The sequence below is a fragment of the Rhodococcus sp. NPDC057529 genome, assembly GCF_042802055.1.
GTDB lineage: Bacteria > Actinomycetota > Actinomycetes > Mycobacteriales > Mycobacteriaceae > Rhodococcus_F.
This window is the reverse complement of sequence record NZ_JBHVEY010000008.1, coordinates 173,987-190,878: the sequence shown is the minus strand read 5'-3', so window position 1 is coordinate 190,878 and position 16,892 is coordinate 173,987. Positions and strand designations below refer to the sequence as shown.

Here is a 16,892-nt window from a genome sequence, read left to right as displayed (position 1 = left end):
GTGAACGCCCTGCTTTACGTGCTGTCACAAAGCCCGACGGTAGACCCAGTACCGTGTCAATGTGCGACTAGGGGTACTCGACGTCGGAAGCAACACCGTCCATCTTCTCGTAGTGGACGCCCACAGGGGCGGCCACCCCACACCGATGAGTTCGACCAAGTCGACTCTGAGGCTGGCGGAGAACACCGACGACAAGGGCGACATCACCGCTCAGGGTGCAGATCGCCTGGTCACGACGGTGGCAGATTTCGCCAGCATCGCGAGGACCTCCGGGTGCGGTGAACTCATGGCCTTCGCGACGTCCGCCGTCCGCGACGCCAACAACTCGGACGACGTGCTCGCGCGCGTCCACGACGAGACCGGGGTGACGCTCGAAGTCCTGTCGGGTGTCGACGAGGCCCGGCTGACGTTCCTCGCCGTGCGCCGATGGTTCGGGTGGAGCGCGGGCCGCATCCTGAACCTCGACATCGGCGGCGGATCCCTCGAACTGACGACGGGCGGCGACGAGGACCCGGACGTCGCCCTGTCGCTGCAACTCGGCGCGGGACGGCTCACCAGGGACTGGCTCGAGGCCGACCCGCCGGGCAAGCGTCGTGTGGCGGTGCTGAGGGATTGGCTGGACGCCGAACTGACCGTCCCGTCGAAGGAACTGCGCACGGCGGGGCAGTGGGACCGGGCCGTCGGCACGTCAAAGACGTTCCGGTCGTTGGCCCGGCTGACGGGCGCCGCACCGTCCGGCGCGGGCCCGCGGGTCAAGCGCACCCTCACCGCCAGCGGTCTCAGGCAACTCATAGCTTTCATTTCGCGGATGACGGCCTCGGACCGTGCAGAATTGGAAGGGGTGAGCTCCGACAGGTCGCAGCAGATCGTGGCCGGAGCACTCGTTGCGGAGGCCAGCATGAGAGCACTGGGCGTGGAGGAACTCGAAATCTGCCCCTGGGCTCTGCGCGAGGGTTTGATCCTCCGCAAGCTCGATACGGAAATGGGCGGTGAATTGATGGTGGGTGCTCGATGACCGAGGACAGTCAGCAGATCTCTGTGTCAGAGCTGCTCAAACGCAACGGGCAGCAGGTGGAGTCCCGGGGCGGACGGCGTCGGCGTGGCGTCGCGGGAGGAATCTCCGTCGCCGAGCTGACCGGTGAAATTCCGGTGGTGCGGGACCCGTCCGAATCGCGGGCACTCGAATCCGATTCCGAGCCGGAACCTGCCGCGCCCGAGCCGTCGCGCACGCCCGCGCCGGCGACGCCGTCTGCGCCGGCAGCATCGTCGGTGCGGGCTGACGAGCGCACCGCCGCTGTCGAGGCTCCAGTCGACGACAGCGACGATGACGACGACGAACCCATCGCCAGTCGTCCCGCCGGCCGTGGCCGCGCCGTGGTGCCGGGCGGCACGTCGCGCGATCACCAGGGAACCTGGGTCAGCCGCGCAGTCCGGAAGGAACCGCCCGCGCCGGAGGCCGCCACGCCGGCTCCGACGGTGGCCGCCCCGGTCGTGAAGAAGCCGGAACCGGCCCCGACCGTCGCCGCTCCGCGGGTGACACCGGCGCCGAAGGCCGACACCCCGGCCAAGGCCGAACCGGCCGCGAAGTCCACTACACCAGCGAAGCCCACCGCGAAGCCCGAAGCCCCGGCGAAACCCGGAACATCGGCGAAGGCGGGTACGGCAGCAGCGTCGAACGGCGCGTCGAAGTTCGCGAAGACGCCGAAGCCGGAGGCCCCCGCCACGGCGAAGCCGGAACCCGCGCTGCTGTCCGGATCGACGCTGGCCGGCGACCTGATGCGTCAGTCCCGGGACTCGGATGCGGCGAACGCGGCCGAGGAGACGGACCTCATCGAGGCCGCCACCGACGAGGCGGACACCGCGCAGCGCGACGACGACACGCACAAGACCGAGACCCCGCGCCGTTCCCGCAAGGAGGCGAAGGCCGAGAAGGCCGAGGCCGCGAAGGCGGGCAGGAACGACGAGGCCGGCGAGAACTCCACCCGCGAGTGGGCCGTCCTCATCGGTCAGGGTGTGGTGGCCGTGATCGCCGGGGCCCTGCTCTTCAAGGGTTTCGAGAAGCTGTGGGACGTCTTCCCGTGGGTCGCGCTGATTCTGGCGCTGCTCGTCATCGTGGGCCTGGTCGCCATGGTCCGCATCCTGCGCCGCACCGACGACATCACCAGTTTCGTGATCGCCGTCGTCGTCGGGATGATCGTCACTCTGGGGCCGTTAGCCTTCATGCTTGCGTCGGGCTGAGTTGCTCATGGTCGGGGACAGCGGGCACGAGCAGGTTCGACGGTCACCGCGTGGGCGGAAGGTACTGGTGGGCCTGTCGACGGCCTCGGTGTACCCGGAGAACACCGAGGCGGCATTCCGGTACGCGGCCGATCTGGGATACGACGGCGTCGAACTGATGGTGTGGGCCGAATCGGTCAGCCAGGACGCCGGCGCGGTGGCCGGACTGGTGCGCAGGTACGCGATCCCGGTTCAGGCGATCCACGCGCCGTGCCTGCTCATCTCGCAGCGGGTGTGGGGCGCCGACCCGGTCGCGAAGCTGGAGCGATCCGTGCGCACCGCCGAATCGCTCGGGGCGACGAGCGTCGTGGTGCACCCCCCGTTCCGCTGGCAGCGCCGTTATGCCGACGGCTTCGCCGATCAAGTGGCCGGCCTGGAACAGCGCAGCGACGTGATCGTCGCGGTGGAGAACATGTTCCCCATGCGGGCGGACGGCTTCTTCGGCAGCAAGGAGAGGTCCGCCGAGCGGCTGCGGCGGCGCGGCGGGCCCGGGGCGGCGCTGTCGGCGTTCAGCCCGTCCTACGACCCCACCGATTCGGGGCACGCCCACTACACGCTCGACCTGTCGCACACGGCCACGGCCGGGATGGATGCGATGAAACTGGCGGAGCGGATGGGGGAGGGTCTCGCGCATCTCCACCTCGCCGACGGCCGGGGTGCGTCGATGGACGAGCACCTCATTCCCGGTCACGGCGCCCAGCCCTGCGCGCAGCTGTGCCGTCACCTCGTCGACACCGGGTTCGACGGGCAGGCCGTGGTCGAGATCAACACGCAGAACGCCCGCACGCAGCGGGAACGGTCGTCGATGCTCGCGCAGGCGCTGGCGTTCGCCCGTGACCACCTCGAACCGGGCCGCGCCGCGTCGGGGTCGCCGCGCAGCCACTCCGGCGGCGATCACGACGACACCTGAGGCGTCTGCCGGGTTTCTCCTGCGGTAAGCTCGGGGTCACATTGGATAGTTTTAGTATCCAGTCGAGTTGCCGAAGGAGGGGCCGTGCGCGTTTCCGAGTTGGTCGCCCGCACCGGCGTTCCGCTCGCGACGGTGAAGTATTACCTGCGCGAAGGTCTGCTGATGCCCGGCGAGGCGACGAGCGCCACCCAGGCCCGGTACGGCGAGGAGCACGTGCAGCGCCTCGGCCTCGTCAAGGCGCTGGCCGGAGCCGGACTGCCGATTCCCCGCATCCGGGAGATACTCCGCCTCGTCGACCATCCCGACGGCTCGCTGTTCGACGTCCTCGGCCAGGCCATCGCGCAACTCCCGCCCTACCTCGACACACCAGCCGACGATTCCGACGAGTTCCCGCGGGCCCGCGCCGTCCTCGACAGGCTCGGGCAGGTGTACGACCCCCGGTACGTCGCGGTCGGTCAGCTCGAACGTGCCCTCGTGGCACTCGAGGAAGCCGGCATCCCGATGACCGAGGAGCGACTCGACGCCTACGGGCGCCACGTGCGCGGGATCGCCGAGATCGACATCGGGCTCATGCCCACGGCTTCGGCGGAGGACGCGATCCGGTACGCGGTGCTGGGCACGGCTGTCTACGAGCCCGTGATCGCCGCGATGCGCAGGCTCGCGCATCAGGACGTCGCGCAGAAGCGCTTCCGGAACCCCGAAGAACAGGACCAGCAGTGAGCTCAACTCCCTTCCACGATCTCAACGTCCTCACCGCTGCCGGTGACGGGACGTACCGGGCGTCGATCGACCCGATCTGGACGATCGGCCCCAAGGTGCACGGCGGCTCGATGATGTCGCTCTGCGCCGCCGCCGCCCGCAGGCGACTGCTCGACGAGACCGGCGATGCCGGGCTGCCCCGGGTGCAGCCCCTCGCGGTCGGGGCCAACTACCTGTCCGCCCCGGATCCGGGCGAGGTGACGCTGTCGACGACGGTGCGCAAGCAGGGTAAGCAGGTGTCGTTCGTCGACGTGGAGCTGACGCAGGGCGACCGTGTGGCCGTGCACGCGTCGGTCACGCTCGGCGTCCCTGACGTGGGCGAACCGCAGTACAGCGGAGACCACGCCCTGGCGCAGCTCCCGGTGGAGCCGCCCGCCGACGCCGTCGTGCTCACGGCCGACCACCCGATGGGGCAGATCGTCCACGTGGCGCAGGGCTGCGACATGCGGGTGGACGGGACGTCGGCGCACTTCCTGACCGGCAACCAGGGCGAACCCGAAGTCCGCATGTGGGTGCGACCGCGAGCCGGCGACGAGAGCGATCCCGACACCGCGGCGCTGTTCGCGATCATGACCGGCGACATCAGCGCCCCCGTGACGATGAACCGCGGCATGTTCGGCTGGGCACCCACGGTCCAGCTGACCACCTACCTGCGCAGGCAGCCCGCACCGGGCTGGCTGCGCGTGATGGCCAGTAGCACGGTGCTCGGCGGCGCATGGTTCGAGGAGGACCACACCGTCCTCGATTCGACCGGGGCGATCGTCGTGCAGAGCCGGCAGCTGGCGATGATCCCCCGCTAGGAAGGCGCCGCACAGCGGCGTGGCAGGCTGTTCGCCATGACGAGAATTGCGGTAATCGGAGGCGGCAAGATCGGCGAGGCCCTCATCTCGGGGCTTCTGCAGGCAGGTCACGCCGTCAAGGATCTGGTGGTGGCCGAGCAGCACCCTGCGCGCGCCGACGAGCTGGCTGCGGCGTACTCGGTGCGGGTCACCACCCCGTCCGACGCCGCCGAAGGCGCCGACGTCATCGTGATGGCCGTCAAGCCGGGAGACGTCGAGTCCGCGCTCACCGAGGTGTCCAAGGTGGAACTCGACGGCGAGCGCGAGCAGCTGCTCGTCTCGCTCGCTGCCGGCATCCCTACCGCCTTCTACGAGACGAGACTGCCTGCCGGGTTCCCGGTGGTCCGGGTCATGCCCAACACACCCATGCTGGTCGGTGAGGGCGTCAGCGTACTCGCGCCCGGCAGACACGTGAAGAAGGAACACCTCGACCTGGTCCGGGGCGTCCTGTCGTCGGTCGGCAAGGTCGTCGTCGTCCCCGAATCGCAGATCGACGCCGTCACCGCCGTCTCCGGCTCCGGTCCGGCCTACTTCTTCCTGGTCGCCGAGGCCATGATCGACGCGGGCGTGGGGCTCGGACTGACCCGGGCGACCGCGACCGAACTGGTCGTGCAGACCATGGTCGGCTCCGCGGCCATGCTCGACAGGTCGGGGGAGAGCGCGACCGAACTCCGTGCCGCCGTGACTTCGCCCGGCGGAACCACCGCGGCGGCAATCCGCCGGCTGGAGGGAAACGGTCTCCGAACAGCTTTTTTCGACGCCCTCGAAGCCGCGAAAATTCGTTCTGCCGAACTCGGCACGACGACCGAATGAATATTCGATTGCCCACACCCGTCGCAGTAACCCCATCCGTCCCGCTAAGCTCGAAGTAGCACGTGCGTGTCTGTTCCGCCGGAGGGGAAGCCGGCGGCGCGAGACGTGCCGGAGGTAAGTGGTTGATGACGTCTGCAAAAAAGCCGTCCAAGGGCTCGGCCCCGGACGGACAACCGGCACTGGCCGGAACGCAATTTCTCACCGTCGCCGAGGTAGCGACGCTGATGAGAGTGTCCAAGATGACTGTGTATCGGTTGGTGCACAGCGGCGAACTGCCCGCCGTCCGCGTGGGCCGCTCGTTCAGAGTGCATGCGAAAGCAGTGCACGACTACCTCGAAACCTCGTACTTCGACGCCGGTTGACCGATCGGCACGAAGAGGGTCACTTCGACCTCGTTTTCGGGGAGAGGACCCGCACCGGTACGATTAGCGACTGTCGTACCAGCCAGCTGGTGTCGTAAGGCGCTGAGCTAGTTAAAACGAGGCCCAGGCGCCAGAGTGGCGCGAGCGTACGTGATCGGCGTGCGCAGGAACGCTAGAGAAGAACGTGAGGGACACCCGCTATGGGTTCAGTGATCAAGAAGCGACGCAAGCGCATGTCGAAGAAGAAGCACCGTAAGCTGCTTCGCCGCACCCGAGTGCAGCGCAGGAAACTCGGTAAGTAAAGAGTTGCGTCCGGATGCCCGTCACCTTTTGGTGGCGGGCATCCTTCGTTTCCTGCCGCTCCTGTCGCGTAGTGGGCGACCGGCCAATTGTCGTTGTGCGAAGCGCCATCACCTTCCTGCACGTATCGTTGACGTCACTCGCTACGTGATCGGGGGTCTTTGTGGTTGTGAGTGACGAAGACAGTACTACGCGGACGGCGGTGCCGCGCGTCGTGCTGGTCACTGGGGCCAGCAGGTTTCTGGGTGGATATCTCGTCACCCGGCTCGCTCAGAATCCGGCCATCGAGCGGGTGATCGCGGTGGACGCGGTGTCGCCGAGCAAGGACATGCTGCGCCGCATGGGCCGTGCCGAGTTCGTGCGCGCCGACATCCGGAATCCTCTGATCGGCAAGGTGATTCGCAACGCCGAGGTCGACACCGTCGTGCACGCGTCGACGCTGGCGCGCCCGCCGAAGTCGGGTAGTCGCGCGGCCATGAAGGACATGAACGTCATCGGCGCGATGCAGTTGTTCGCCGTCTGCCAGAAGGCTCCGTCCGTCCGTAAGGTCGTGTTGCGTTCGGCCTCCGTCGTCTACGGCTGCAGCGCCAAGGACCCGGCCAAGTTCACGGAGGAGATGAGCGCCCGGCGCCGCCCCGCGGGCGCCTACGCGCGGGACTGCATCGAGATCGAGGGGTATCTGCGCGGAATGGGACGCAGGCGCCCCGACATCGGCGTGTCGATCGTCCGCCTCGCACCGCTGGTCGGGCCGCGACTCAACGCGACGGTCGCGCAGTACCTCACGTCACCGGTCGTGCCGACCATACTCGGGCGGGACGCACGCCTGCAGGTCCTGCACGAGGAGGACGCGCTGGCCGCACTGGAACGGGCCACGGTGTCGGGTCCGCCGGGCACGTTCAACGTCGCGGGCGACGGCGTCGTCATGATGTCGCAGGCCATCCGCCGCGCCGGGCGGATCGAGGTTCCGATGCCTTTCGCGTTGTTCCGTAACCTCGGGCGTGCGCTGATGGGGCCGGTGATGCGGTCGTACACCACCGAGCAACTCGAATACTTCCATTTCGGTTGCGGACTGGACACCACGCGCATGCGAACCGAACTATCCTTCGAGCCACGGTGGACCTCGATGCAGGCGCTCGACGACTTCGCTCGTGCTGCCGGCGTCAAGGCGATCATCAAGAACGAATGGGTCGACGCAGCAGAGAACGCACTACTCGCTCTTACCGGCACGGCGAAAGGGGAGAGGTGAACGAAGTGGCGAAGGTCATTCCGTTGCACGGTGCGACAGCCGCGCGCGGGACCGCTATCGGACGTTCGAGGCGTGAACAGAGCGAGAGCAGACATCCGTCCGCCATGCCGCCACCCGCCGTGATCACCCCACCCGAGCCCGTCACCGAGTCCTCGGCCGTCGACGCCGTCCGCCACGCCCTGGCCGAGCAGATCGTCAACACCGCCGAGTTCGTGCGCCGCCGGCTCTCGGGCGACTATCACGTCGACGACTTCGGCTACGACCCCCATTTCGCCGAGAACGTGTGGCTCCCCATCCTGCGCCCACTGTTCGACAAATGGTTCCGCGTCGAGGTGAGCGGTATCGAGAACATTCCGTCGACCGGCGGCGCGCTGGTGGTCGCCAACCATGCCGGTGTGCTGCCCATCGACGGCCTGATGACCTCCGTCGCCGTGCACGACCACCACCCCGCGCATCGCCCGCTGCGGATGCTGGCCGCCGACCTCGCGTTCGAGATGCCGCTGGTCGGCGGTGTCGCCCGCAAGGCCGGGCACACGCTCGCGTGCCACCCGGACGCCGTCCGCCTGCTGCAGGACGGGGAGGTCGCGGCCGTGTTTCCCGAAGGGTTCAAGGGCATCGGGAAACCGTTCAGCGAACGGTACAAGTTGCAGCGGTTCGGCCGCGGTGGCTTCGTGTCCGCCGCCATGCGGACCGGTGCGCCGATCATTCCGTGCTCGATCGTCGGGTCCGAGGAGATCTACCCGAAGATCGGTGAACTCGGCACGCTCGCCCGACTGCTGGGGATGCCGTACTTCCCGGTGACCCCGCTGTTCCCCCACTTCGGCCCGCTCGGCCTCGTGCCGCTGCCGTCGAAGTGGTACATCGAGTTCGGCAAGCCGATCGTCACCGACACGTACGACGCGTCGGCGGCCGACGACCCGATGGAACTGTTCGAGGTCACCGACCACGTCCGGGAGACCATTCAGCAGACGCTGTACCGGCTCCTCGCCAAGCGCCGGAACGTGTTCCTGGGCTGAGCCGCGGCGCGCGGCTCACGCCGCCTGTTCGCGGCGGCGCGCGACGACGGCGGCGAGTGCGCCGCCTGCCGCGCCGAGGAGCAGCGCGGTGGGGACGCCGATCTTGGCGGCCTTGCGTCCGGTCCGGAAGTCGCGGATCTCCCAGCCCCGGTTCTTGGCGAGCTCGCGCAGGTCGGTGTCGGGGTTGATCGCGACCGCGGTCCCGACGAGCGACAGCATCGGCACGTCGTTGTGGCTGTCCGAGTAGGCGGTGCAGCGCTTGAGGTTGAGGCCCTCGCGGACCGCCAGGGCGCGCACGGCATGCGCCTTGCCGAGGCCGTGCAGGATGTCGCCGACCAGACGTCCGGTGAACATCCCGTCCTCGCTCTCGGCGACCGTGCCGAGGGCGCCGGTGAGGCCGAGGCGTTTCGCGATGACCTGCGCCAGTTCCACGGGGGTCGCGGTGACGAGCCACACCTGCTGTCCGGCGTCGAGGTGCATCTGCGCGAGCGCCCGGGTGCCGGGCCAGATCTTGTCGGCGATCACCTCGTCGTAGATTTCCTCACCGAGCCGGGCGAGTTCGGCCGTCGACCGTCCGGAGACGAACGACAGCGCCTTCTCGCGGCCGGAGGCGACGTCGTCGCTGCTCTCCTTGCCGGTGACGCGGAACTTGACCTGCTTCCACGCGAAGTCGACGAGGTCGGATGTCTTCAGATACTTGCGGGCGGCGAGCCCCCGCGCGAAGTGGATGATCGAGGCGCCCTGGACCATCGTGTTGTCGACGTCGAAGAACGCGGCGGCCGTCAGATCGAGGGGAACGTCGTGTTCGACCAGTTCGGTGTCCTCGCCGGACGCGACGTGAAGCGCGAGGGCCGCGTCGGCGCTCGCCTCGCCTGCGACGTTGGCACGTACCTCGGCTTCGCTGGGTCCCAGCGGATTCCTGAACTGGCGTCGGCCCGGGAGGATGATCCCCGCCAGACCTGAACCGAAACCCGAGCCGTTCGGTAGTGATCGCGCAGGCACTCGCACCTCCCGTATCGCAGAAGCCTCTGGGAGCAGCCTATCCCCCGAATCGGGGACGGGGCGGGTGGATGGCCCCGCGGGGGGAACTGTGTGACGTTCATCTCCGAGCCGATTGGCGTCCGTGGACCCCGAAACGGCACAGTGACTCCACCGGAGGCGTCGAAAGGAAGTGGCGGGGCATGAGCACGGTTGGACACGAGGTGACGCTTCTCACGCGGGCGGGGTGCGGTGCGTGCGTGCCGGCCCGCGAGCGGTTGCTGGTTCTGTGCGAGGAGTTCGGGCTGGAACTGACGTGCATAGACGTCGACGAGGCGGCGGCCACGGACCCCGAAATCCGGGCCGAATTCGGCGACCGATTGCCGGTCGTGCTGCTCGACGGACGTGAGCACAGTTACTGGGAGGTCGACGAAGAGCGCCTTCGCTCGGATTTACGCAAGTAAGGGAACCCTAAAAGTGGGATCTTCCGATGCCGTGCAGGTAGGACCGCATGTCGCGCAGTCGCAGCGACTTTGTGCATGGGTTCACAAGCAGTTACCGTGGTGTGAACAATTCCCCGGAGCATCGTGAAGAACGGCATCGAATGCCGGTCGGACGAGGAGCCAACGACGTGACCGAAACGCACCAGACGCATGGGTCTGTGGCCCCTGGCGTCACGGGGGCGGTCGGGCAGTCTGTGGTCGGGTCGCCGGCCCCCTCGGTCGCCGGCGCGGCCCCGCTCGCCGAATCGCGGGACATCCCCCAGGCTACGGTGACGCGCCTCGCGACGTACCTGCGGGTCCTCGGAGTGCTTGCCGAACGCGGCACGATCATCGTCTCGAGCGAGGAACTCGCCGCCGCCTCCGGTGTCGGCTCCGCGAAGCTCCGCAAGGACCTTTCCTTCCTGGGCCCGAACGGTGTGCGCGGCGTCGGCTACGACGTGACGCGCCTGCGGGCCCGCATCGAGCGGGCGCTCGGCCTGGACCGCGGACACAAGGTGGTGCTCGTCGGCGTCGGCAACCTCGGCCAGGCGCTCGCCGGCTACGGCGGTTTCGGCCGGCGCGGGTTCTCCATGGTCGGGCTGTTCGACAGCGACCCGGCGCGGGTCGGCGCGCCGGTGGGCGACCTCACCGTGCGGCACGTCGACGAACTCGAGCAGGCCTGCGCCGAACTCGAAGCCACCATCGGCGTCATCTCGACCCCCGACGAGGCGGCGCAGGAAGTCGCCGACCGCCTCGTGCGCGCCGGACTGCGCTGCATCCTCAGCTTCTCACCCACCTCCCTCGACGTCCCCGATCACGTCGAGATGCGCCGCGTCGACCTCGCGGTCGAAATGCAGGTCCTCTCGTTCAACAGCGCACGTAACACGGAATCGGTACCCACCGCTCCGCGCGTCCGTATCGGACATTCGGCTGTCCCGTCCACCGCACCAAGAAACGGATCAGTGATCGCGCCGTGAGTGTTCTGCTTGTCGGGGTCTCGCACAGGACGGCCCCGGTGCCGGTTCTCGAGCGGGTGGCTGTCACCGACACCGATCGCCCGAAGTTGACGGACAAGCTTCTGGCGTCGTCGCACATCTCGGAGGCGATGATCGTCTCCACCTGCAACCGGGTGGAGATCTACGCCGTCGTCGATGCGTTCCACGGTGCGCTCGCCGAGGTCGGCGAACTGCTCGCCGACCACTCGGGGCTGGATCTGACCGATCTGCACCGGCACGCGTACGTGCGCTACAGCGAGGCTGCGGCGGAGCACCTGTTCGCCGTGGCCAGTGGTCTCGACTCGATGGTGATCGGCGAGCAGCAGATCCTGGGGCAGATCCGGACCGCGTACGCGTCCTCAGACGCCCAGCAGGCCGCGGGCCGCACACTGCACGAACTCGCGCAGCAGGCGCTGCGCGTCGGCAAGCGGGTGCACTCGGAGACCGGCATCGACTCCGCGGGCGCGTCCGTCGTGTCGGTGGCCCTCGACCGCGCCGCCGGCATCGTGGGTGCGGGCGGGCTGACCGGACGGACCGCCGTCGTGGTCGGCGCCGGATCGATGGGCGGGCTGTCCGTCGCACACCTCACGCGTGCCGGGATCGGCCGCATCATCGTCGTGAACCGCACCACGGAGCGCGCCGAGCACCTCGCCGACACGGCCCGATCCAACGGTGTCGCAGCGGAGGCCCTCGAACTGGCCGAACTCCCGGACGCGATGGCCCAGGCAGATGTCCTCGTGACCTGTACCGGCGCGGTCGGCGCCGTCGTCACGCTCGCGGACACCCACCGCGCGCTGGCACAGCCCGGCCGCGACTCCGAACGCCCCCTCGTCATCTGCGACCTCGGACTGCCCCGCGACGTCGAACCCGCCGTGTCGGGTCTGCCCGGGGTCACCGTCCTCGACATGGAGTCGCTGCAGCGCGATCCCGCTGCGGGCGCGGCCGCATCCGACGCCGACGCCGCCCGGTCGATCGTCGCCGCCGAACTCGCCAATTACCTCGCAGGCCAGCGGCTGGCGGAGGTCACGCCGACCGTCACGGCCCTGCGCCAGCGCGCGGCGGACGTGGTCGAGGCGGAGCTGATGCGACTGGATTCGCGTCTGCCCGGACTCGACGATCCCGAGCGCGACGAGGTGGCCCGCACGGTGCGGCGAGTGGTCGACAAGCTCCTGCACGCGCCCACCGTCCGGGTGAAGCAGCTCGCCTCCGCGCCCGGTGGCGACTCCTACGCCGCCGCCTTGCGCGAACTGTTCGAACTCAGCCCCGGATCCGTCGAGGCCGTCGCGAAGCCCACCGAACTCGGTGGCGCCGACCTGAGCACTATCGACATCACGGACGGCTTCTTCGCAGGCCAGGACCCGCTCCTGCGCCGCTTCGTCACTGACGACAACCATGGGAAGGAATCGCAGGCATGAGCGCCGTCGGCACCCGTACGCTGCGGATCGGAACCCGTGGCAGTGAGCTCGCGACCACCCAGGCCGGAACCGTGCGCGACGCACTGATCTCGGCCGGGCACGACGCCGAACTCGTCATCATCAAGACCAAGGGCGACCAGTCCATGGAATCGGTGGAGAAGATCGGTGTCGGTGTCTTCACCGCCGAACTCCGGGAAGCGCTTGCCGACGGCCGGGTCGACGTGGCCGTCCACTCCTACAAGGACCTGCCGACCGCCCGCGACGAGCGGTTCACGATCGCGGCCATCCCGCCGCGCGAGGATCCCCGCGACGCGCTCGTGGCCCGCGACGGACTGGTCCTCGGTGAGCTGCCCGCCGGTTCGAAGGTCGGCACGTCCGCACCCCGGCGCACGTCGCAGTTGCGGGCGCTGGGCCTCGGCCTCGACATCCAGCCGCTGCGCGGCAATCTGCAGCGGCGCCTCGGCAAGGTCGAATCCGGCGAACTCGACGCCGTGATCCTGGCCCGGGCCGGGCTGGCGCGGATCGGGCGACTGGATCTCATCACCGAGTCGCTCGAACCGGTGCAGATGCTGCCCGCACCCGCGCAGGGCGCGCTCGCCGTCGAATGCCTGTCGGTCAACACGGCACTCGTGGCGATCCTGTCCGAGCTCGACGACCCGAACAGCCGCGCCGCCGTCACGGCGGAACGCGCCCTGCTCGCGGAACTCGAGGCCGGCTGCACCGCGCCCGTCGGCGCCATCGCCGAGGTCGTCGAATCCCTCGACGACGACGGCCGCATCTTCGACGAACTGTCGGTCCGGGGCTGCGCCGCGGCCATCGACGGTTCCGACGTCATACGCACGGGAGCCGTGGGCTCCCCGGAGAACGCCGAAGAACTCGGCCGCTCCGTCGCGCGGGAGCTTCTCGAGCTCGGTGCGCGGGAGCTGATGAATGTCACCGAGGCCGGTGATGCCGATGTTTGATGTGCGAAGGCCGACTGATCGGCCGATCCGCTTCCTGTACCCATCTCGACACATGATCGCACTGGAGAATTACCGATGAGCCGAGTCCGTAAGAACACCCCCGGACGAATCCTGTTCGTGGGATCCGGACCGGGCGATCCGGCACTGCTCACCGTGCACGCACGGGACGTCCTTGCCGCAGCCACCCTCGCCTTCACCGACCCCGACGTCGACAAGGGCGTCACCGTCCTGGTGGGCACCGACCTGGGCGTCGACGCCGAGACCGGTGAGCCGCTCGCCGAGGTCCGTCCCGCACTGGGCGAGCCGGCCGAGGTCGCGAAGACCCTCGTCCAGGAGGCGAAGAACGGCCACGACGTCGTGCGTCTGGTGTCCGGCGACCCGCTGACCACCGACTCCGTGATCGCCGAGGTCACCGCCGTCGCGCGCACCCAGGTGCAGTTCGAGGTCCTGCCGGGCCTGCCGTCCGCGTCCGCCGTCCCCTCCTACGCCGGTATGGCGCTGGGGTCGGGACACACCGAGGCCGACGTCCGCGGCGAGGTCGACTGGGCCGCCCTGGCCGCGGCACCCGGACCGCTGGTCCTGCACGCCACGTCGGGCCACCTCGCCGAGACGGCGAGCGCCCTCGTCGAGCACGGCCTCGCCCCGCAGACCCCGGCCGCCATCACCGTCCGCGGCACCACCCGGCAGCAGCGCACCGTGGAAGCCACGCTGGCCACGCTGAACGAGGCCGGTTCGGAACTGGTCGGTTCGCTGGTGGTGACGGTCGGCAAGGTCGTCGCCCAGCGCAACAAGATGTCGTGGTGGGAGTCGCGCGCGCTCTACGGCTGGAAGGTCCTGGTGCCGCGCACCAAGGATCAGGCAGGCGAGATGAGCGACCGCCTCGTCACCCACGGCGCCATCCCGATCGAGGTGCCCACCATCGCCGTCGAGCCGCCCCGCAGCCCGGCGCAGATGGAACGGTCCGTGAAGGGCCTCGTCGACGGTCGCTACCAGTGGGTGGTCTTCACCTCCACCAACGCGGTGCGTGCGGTGTGGGAGAAGTTCGAGGAGTTCGGGCTCGACGCCCGCGCGTTCTCCGGCGTCAAGATCGCCTGCATCGGCGAGGCCACCGCCGCCAAGGTGCGCTCGTTCGGAATCAACCCCGAACTCGTGCCGTCCGGTGAGCAGTCGAGCGAAGGCCTGCTGGCCGAATTCGCCCCGTACGACGACGTTTTCGACCCGGTCAACCGGGTTCTGCTGCCCCGCGCCGACATCGCCACCGAGACGCTCGCCGAGGGCCTGCGCGAACGCGGCTGGGAGATCGACGACGTCACCGCGTACCGCACCGTCCGGGCCGCGCCGCCGCCGGCCGAGACCCGCGAGATGATCAAGACCGGTGGGTTCGACGCCGTCTGCTTCACCTCGTCCTCGACGGTCCGCAACCTCGTCGGCATCGCCGGAAAGCCGCACGCGCGCACCCTCGTCGCCTGCATCGGTCCGAAGACCGCCGAGACGGCCATCGAGTTCGGTCTGCGGGTGGACGTGCAGCCGGAGACCGCTCAGGTCGGCCCGCTGGTGGAGGCTCTCGCAGAGCACGCCGCGCGCCTGCGCGCCGAGGGTGCACTGCCCCCGCCGCGCAAGAAGTCCCGCGCTCGGCGATAGGCGCTACGCGCCTGTGAGTGGTTGAGGAGTCCAGGGACTCGTCAACCACTCACAGGCCCGACGAAGGAGGGCATGTCCTTGTTCCCGACCCACCGCCCGCGCCGGCTCCGCAGGACGCCGGCGCTGCGCCGACTCGTGGCCGAGACTTCGCTCGAGCCACGGCATCTCGTGTTGCCGATGTTCGTCGCGGACGGGATCGACGAGCCGCGTGAGATCTCGTCGATGCCCGGCGTGTTCCAGCACACCCCCGACTCGCTGCGGCGGGCGGCCACGGAAGCGGCCGAGGCGGGACTCGGCGGGCTCATGCTGTTCGGGGTGCCGCGTCCCGACGACAAGGATGCCGAGGGTTCGGGCGCCTCCGATCCGGACGGCATCCTGAACCGCGGATTGCGCTGGCTTGCAGACGAAGTCGGCGACGCGACGGTGATCATGGCGGACACCTGCCTGGACGAGTTCACCGACCACGGCCACTGCGGTGTCCTCGACGCGAACGGTGCGGTCGACAACGACCTGACGCTGCAGCGGTACGTCGACATGGCGATCGCGCAGGCCGAGGCCGGTGCGCATCTGCTCGGCCCGAGCGGAATGATGGACGGTCAGGTCGGCGCCATCCGGAAGGCGCTCGACGACGCGGGTTACACCGACGTCGGTCAGCTCGCGTACTCGGCGAAGTACGCCTCCGCGTTCTACGGGCCGTTCCGTGAAGCGGTCGGTTCGTCGTTGCAGGGCGATCGCCGCACGTACCAACAGGATTCGGCGAACCGCCGCGAATCGCTGCGTGAGGTGGAACTCGACATCGACGAGGGTGCCGACATGGTGATGGTGAAGCCGGCGATGTCCTACCTGGACATCCTGCGCGAGACGGCGGACCGTTCTCCCGTGCCCGTCGCGGCGTATCAGATCTCGGGCGAGTACTCGATGATCACGGCGGCCGCGCAGAACGGCTGGATCGACCGGGACGCCGCGATCCTGGAATCGCTCACCAGCATCCGCCGCGCAGGCGCCGACGTCGTGCTGACGTACTGGGCGACCGAAGCGGCGGGCTGGTTGTGATCGAGCCGTCGGCGGATACGGTGGTGCCATGACCCAGCAGTGGCCACCGACACCGCCGCACCAGGCCCCGCATCAGCAGAGCTCGCCTCCGCACAATTTCCCGTACCCCCCGCCGGTGCCGCAGCCGAAGCCCGAACGTCCGGCACCGGTCGACGTGGGCACCGCGGCCCAGTTGCTGTGGGCGGTGGCCGTGCTCGGTCTGATCCAGGCGCTGGGCGCGATGGTTCTCGTGGTGGGGGAGAAGTCGACGTTCGTCGACGAACTGATGAAGAACCCAAGCTTCACGTCCGGCGAGGTCGACATGACCCGCGACAGCGTGGAGAAGCTGTTCTACGTGGGCATCGGGTTCACGGTCGTCCTCATCGTGATCCTCACCGGGCTCTTCGTCCTGTTCGTGCACTTCATGCGGAAGGGCCGGAACTGGGCCAGGATGCTGATCACCATCGCGTGCGTGATGATGGTGGTGTGGACGATCCCGGTGCTCTTCGGCATCGGATCGGACGGAAGCGGTTCCGCGCTCGCACTCGGCGGCGTGCAGATCCTGCAGGCCGTGGTGGCCGTCGGCGCCGTCGTGCTGATGCACCGGAAGGATTCCAACAGCTACTTCCTGAGGTTGCCCCCCTCCGCCGAGTAGCTTCGATTTGCTCGTGAAATATAAAGATGTACCGTGAAGTACGTCACAAGAGGTAGAACGGCAGACTTCATTTCGACCGAAGGACTTTCCTCCATGCGCGCTGACGATCGAGCACACGGGTCTCGCAAAGAAGCAATGATGTTCGCGATCATCGTGGCCTTCGTGCTACTGACTCTGTTGCTCGTCGTGATCCCCGGCGTCCTCTCCTGA

At 68.7% G+C, this 16,892-nt stretch carries 17 protein-coding genes and 1 pseudogene; 17 read left to right on the top strand and 1 reads right to left on the bottom strand.

Annotated elements, in window-relative coordinates; genetic code table 11:
• Positions 1–61 precede the first annotated feature (61 nt).
• From ACFU5V_RS17775 to ACFU5V_RS17730, 10 genes and pseudogenes are all read left to right on the top strand, one after another.
• Positions 62–1,015, top strand: a complete 954-nt coding sequence (locus ACFU5V_RS17775; RefSeq protein ID WP_378431257.1) for a hypothetical protein — start codon at positions 62–64, stop codon at positions 1,013–1,015.
• Complete coding sequence (locus ACFU5V_RS17770) at positions 1,012–2,238, top strand: hypothetical protein (RefSeq protein WP_378700942.1); 1,227 nt, start codon at positions 1,012–1,014, stop codon at positions 2,236–2,238. The genes ACFU5V_RS17775 and ACFU5V_RS17770 overlap by 4 nt, the downstream gene beginning before the upstream one ends.
• Before the next feature lie 7 nt (positions 2,239–2,245).
• Positions 2,246–3,187 carry a sugar phosphate isomerase/epimerase family protein gene (locus ACFU5V_RS17765; protein WP_378701136.1) on the top strand — a complete coding sequence of 314 codons (942 nt, stop codon included), beginning with the start codon at positions 2,246–2,248 and terminating at the stop codon, positions 3,185–3,187.
• Between the two features lie 84 nt (positions 3,188–3,271).
• Positions 3,272–3,907 (top strand): MerR family transcriptional regulator, encoded by a 636-nt coding sequence (locus ACFU5V_RS17760; protein ID WP_378700940.1) that lies wholly within the window; start codon positions 3,272–3,274, stop codon positions 3,905–3,907.
• On the top strand, positions 3,904–4,746 hold the full coding sequence (locus tag ACFU5V_RS17755; RefSeq protein WP_378431262.1) for a thioesterase family protein: 843 nt from the start codon (positions 3,904–3,906) through the stop codon (positions 4,744–4,746). The genes ACFU5V_RS17760 and ACFU5V_RS17755 overlap by 4 nt, the downstream gene beginning before the upstream one ends.
• Positions 4,747–4,767: 21 nt before the next feature.
• Positions 4,768–5,598 (top strand): annotated as a pseudogene (gene proC, locus ACFU5V_RS17750) (pyrroline-5-carboxylate reductase); the annotation flags it as partial.
• Positions 5,599–5,723: 125 nt separating this feature from the next.
• On the top strand, positions 5,724–5,960 hold the full coding sequence (locus ACFU5V_RS17745) for a helix-turn-helix domain-containing protein (RefSeq protein ID WP_005258384.1): 237 nt from the start codon (positions 5,724–5,726) through the stop codon (positions 5,958–5,960).
• 200 nt (positions 5,961–6,160) lie between these two features.
• Positions 6,161–6,262, top strand: coding sequence for a 30S ribosomal protein bS22 (locus ACFU5V_RS17740; RefSeq protein ID WP_003402602.1), 102 nt, complete (start codon positions 6,161–6,163; stop codon positions 6,260–6,262).
• 200 nt (positions 6,263–6,462) lie between these two features.
• A complete protein-coding gene (locus ACFU5V_RS17735; protein ID WP_378431300.1) occupies positions 6,463–7,506 on the top strand; it encodes an NAD-dependent epimerase/dehydratase family protein in 1,044 nt (347 codons plus the stop codon).
• Positions 7,503–8,522, top strand: a complete 1,020-nt coding sequence (locus ACFU5V_RS17730; RefSeq protein ID WP_378431263.1) for a lysophospholipid acyltransferase family protein — start codon at positions 7,503–7,505, stop codon at positions 8,520–8,522. The genes ACFU5V_RS17735 and ACFU5V_RS17730 overlap by 4 nt, the downstream gene beginning before the upstream one ends.
• Positions 8,523–8,537: 15 nt before the next feature.
• Here ACFU5V_RS17730 and ACFU5V_RS17725 read toward each other — a convergent pair whose 3' ends face one another.
• Positions 8,538–9,524, bottom strand: coding sequence for an HAD family phosphatase (locus ACFU5V_RS17725; protein ID WP_012688936.1), 987 nt, complete (start codon positions 9,522–9,524; stop codon positions 8,538–8,540).
• 179 nt (positions 9,525–9,703) lie between these two features.
• On the opposite strand from ACFU5V_RS17725, the gene ACFU5V_RS17720 reads away from it, so the two are divergent.
• The 7 genes from ACFU5V_RS17720 to ACFU5V_RS17690 all read left to right on the top strand — a co-directional run bounded on the left by ACFU5V_RS17720 (position 9,704) and on the right by ACFU5V_RS17690 (position 16,682).
• Positions 9,704–9,964: a glutaredoxin family protein gene (locus ACFU5V_RS17720; protein WP_378431264.1), complete on the top strand. Its 261-nt coding sequence runs from the start codon at positions 9,704–9,706 to the stop codon at positions 9,962–9,964.
• Between the two features lie 140 nt (positions 9,965–10,104).
• A complete protein-coding gene (locus ACFU5V_RS17715) occupies positions 10,105–10,959 on the top strand; it encodes a redox-sensing transcriptional repressor Rex (RefSeq protein WP_378431266.1) in 855 nt (284 codons plus the stop codon).
• On the top strand, positions 10,956–12,392 hold the full coding sequence (locus tag ACFU5V_RS17710; protein ID WP_378700937.1) for a glutamyl-tRNA reductase: 1,437 nt from the start codon (positions 10,956–10,958) through the stop codon (positions 12,390–12,392). The genes ACFU5V_RS17715 and ACFU5V_RS17710 overlap by 4 nt, the downstream gene beginning before the upstream one ends.
• A complete protein-coding gene (gene hemC / locus ACFU5V_RS17705; protein WP_072939883.1) occupies positions 12,389–13,354 on the top strand; it encodes a hydroxymethylbilane synthase in 966 nt (321 codons plus the stop codon). The genes ACFU5V_RS17710 and hemC overlap by 4 nt, the downstream gene beginning before the upstream one ends.
• A gap of 75 nt (positions 13,355–13,429) precedes the next feature.
• The gene (locus tag ACFU5V_RS17700; protein ID WP_276140405.1) at positions 13,430–14,995 is read left to right on the top strand and encodes a bifunctional uroporphyrinogen-III C-methyltransferase/uroporphyrinogen-III synthase; all 1,566 of its coding nucleotides are present in this window, start codon (positions 13,430–13,432) and stop codon (positions 14,993–14,995) included.
• A 78-nt stretch (positions 14,996–15,073) separates the two neighbouring features.
• On the top strand, positions 15,074–16,048 hold the full coding sequence (gene hemB, locus ACFU5V_RS17695) for a porphobilinogen synthase (protein ID WP_378701134.1): 975 nt from the start codon (positions 15,074–15,076) through the stop codon (positions 16,046–16,048).
• 28 nt (positions 16,049–16,076) lie between these two features.
• Positions 16,077–16,682: a hypothetical protein gene (locus tag ACFU5V_RS17690; protein ID WP_378700935.1), complete on the top strand. Its 606-nt coding sequence runs from the start codon at positions 16,077–16,079 to the stop codon at positions 16,680–16,682.
• Positions 16,683–16,892 lie beyond the last annotated feature (210 nt).